Origin of the sequence: Lentzea indica, from assembly GCF_012184385.1 — a bacterium.
In the GTDB taxonomy this organism is placed as follows: domain Bacteria; phylum Actinomycetota; class Actinomycetes; order Mycobacteriales; family Pseudonocardiaceae; genus Lentzea; species Lentzea indica.
Map to the genome: position 1 here is coordinate 1 of NZ_VSRL01000514.1, position 1927 is coordinate 1927.

A 1927-nucleotide genomic window follows, 5' to 3' on the forward strand; every position below is an offset into this window, starting at 1 on the left:
GGTCCCGCCGGTCGCGTCGAGGCAGGCGCCACGAACTCGGAGCCGGTGCGGGGGAGAGTCAGCGCGGCGACGGCCTCCGCGGACAGGTGCCCAGCGTCACCCGGCGGCACGCGGCCATGATCTCGCCGTAGGACGGGTCGTCACACCGCTCGCCCGCGCCGACGGTCAGCACGACAGCGATGGGCAGTCGTTGAATCCGCAACGTCAGGTAGGCGAGCCACCGCAGTGACGCGGCGTCCGCCCAGTGCGCGTCGTCCACCGCGATGAGCAGCCCTGACGTACCCGCCAGCGTCACGGCCAGCCGGTAGACGCCGTGCAGCACGGCGAAGTCGGCGGTCGGCTCGGTCAGCCGCAGCGCGCCCATCGCCTCGGGCGGCACGACTTCATGGTCGATCATGTCGAAGAGCTGGGCCACGATCCCGAACGGCAGATCGCCCTCCAACGCGCTGCCGCGTGCCCGCACGACCTGCCTGCCAGAGGCTTCCCAGCGCGCGGTGAGGTCGTCCAGCACCGCGGTCTTGCCCGTCCCCGGAGCGCCTTCCACGACGGTCGTCGTGCCCGGCGTCACCTGGTCGCTGATTCCGGCACACCACGCTTTCAGCCGGTTTTCCAAGATCTCTCCACAATCCGTGGGTGAAAGGATCAGCGGAATTGATGCTAGGAGAAAGAGCGCCACTTGCCCAGGTAAAGCTTCCCGCGCTATGGGCGTCTCAACAGGGATGGTGCCCGTATGATCCCGCGGGCAACTACTCGAATGGGTAGCGGCAGCCTGGCGGCGGCCTCTCATGGTCATCCCAACGGCCTAGGGGTGCTGCCTCAGGGCTGGTCGTGGTGCGGGTCGTTGTGGTAAAGCAGCGCAAGTTCTCCGCCGCCGTGGAGCGAAAGGAAAATAGGTGTCGGGGAATCGGGACGGGGTGTTTCGCGGGCGTGAGGGAGAACGGGAGCTCCTGAGCGGCGTGCTGGACGCGGGCACCGGTGTGGTGCTGGTCGACGGCGCGGCGGGAACCGGCAAGACGCGGTTGCTGACCGAGGTGGCCGCCGTTGCCGCGCGCCGCGGTTTCGAAGTCGCCACGGCACAGGACGAACTGGACCAGCCGTTCCTGCTGGCCCGCCTGGCCGAACGTCAACCCGATGGTCCGACCCTCGTCGTGCTGGACGATCTTCACCTGGCAGAGCCGGGAACGCTGGCCGCGTTGCGCGCATTACTACCCGCCTCCACCCACGAGAAGGTGGTCTGGCTGCTCGCCCGTCGCTGCGGTGAGGGCGCGGACCGCTTGTTCGCCGCCGCGGTCGCACGAGGCGCCGTGCGGATCGAGCTTCGGCCATTGACGGACAACGTCGTCGCGGATCTCGTCGCCGATCTCGCAGGAGGAATTCCTGACCACGATCTCCGTGCGCTGGCGTCGACCGCTCGTGGAAATCCCGCGGAATTGATCAGTCTCTTCACCGCGCTTCGCGAAGACGGTCAGCTCGTGATCACCGCCGAGCACGCCTCTTTGCGCGCCGACCGCTCGCCACGGCGCACCGAGGCGTTGCTCCGCGACCGCGTCGGTTCGCTGAGCGGCAGGGCGCGGCACCTGCTGCAGGTCGCGTCGGTGCTCGGGCCGCGCTTCGAGCCCGGTGACGTCGCCGAGATGCTGGCGTCGAGCACCGCGATCCTGTTGCCGGCGCTCGACGAGGTCATCGGCGCCGGCGTGGTCACGTCGCTGGAGGACAGGCTGGCGTTCCGGCACGAGCTGGTCTGGCGGCTGATCGCCGACTCCGTGCCACCGCCCGTGCGACGCGCGCTGCACCGCGAGGCCGGCGAAATGCTGCTGGCGCGCGGGGACTCGGCGTCGACGCCGCCGCCAGACACCTGCGTGCCACGGTGCCCAGCGCGGCGACGTGCGGTCGATCGAGGGACGTGGATCCGCGGCGGCGAAAGCCG

Annotated in this window: 2 protein-coding genes; one reads left to right on the top strand and one right to left on the bottom strand. The window is 69.7% G+C overall.

Annotated features, from left to right (window positions below; translation table 11 throughout):
• Positions 1-58: 58 nt before the first annotated feature.
• Complete coding sequence (locus tag FXN61_RS49150) at positions 59-613, bottom strand: ATP-binding protein (RefSeq protein WP_167980599.1); 555 nt, start codon at positions 611-613, stop codon at positions 59-61.
• 280 nt (positions 614-893) lie between these two features.
• On the opposite strand from FXN61_RS49150, the gene FXN61_RS49155 reads away from it, so the two are divergent.
• A partial coding sequence (locus tag FXN61_RS49155) for an ATP-binding protein (RefSeq protein WP_512698774.1) occupies positions 894-1927 on the top strand: 1034 nt, incomplete at its 3' end.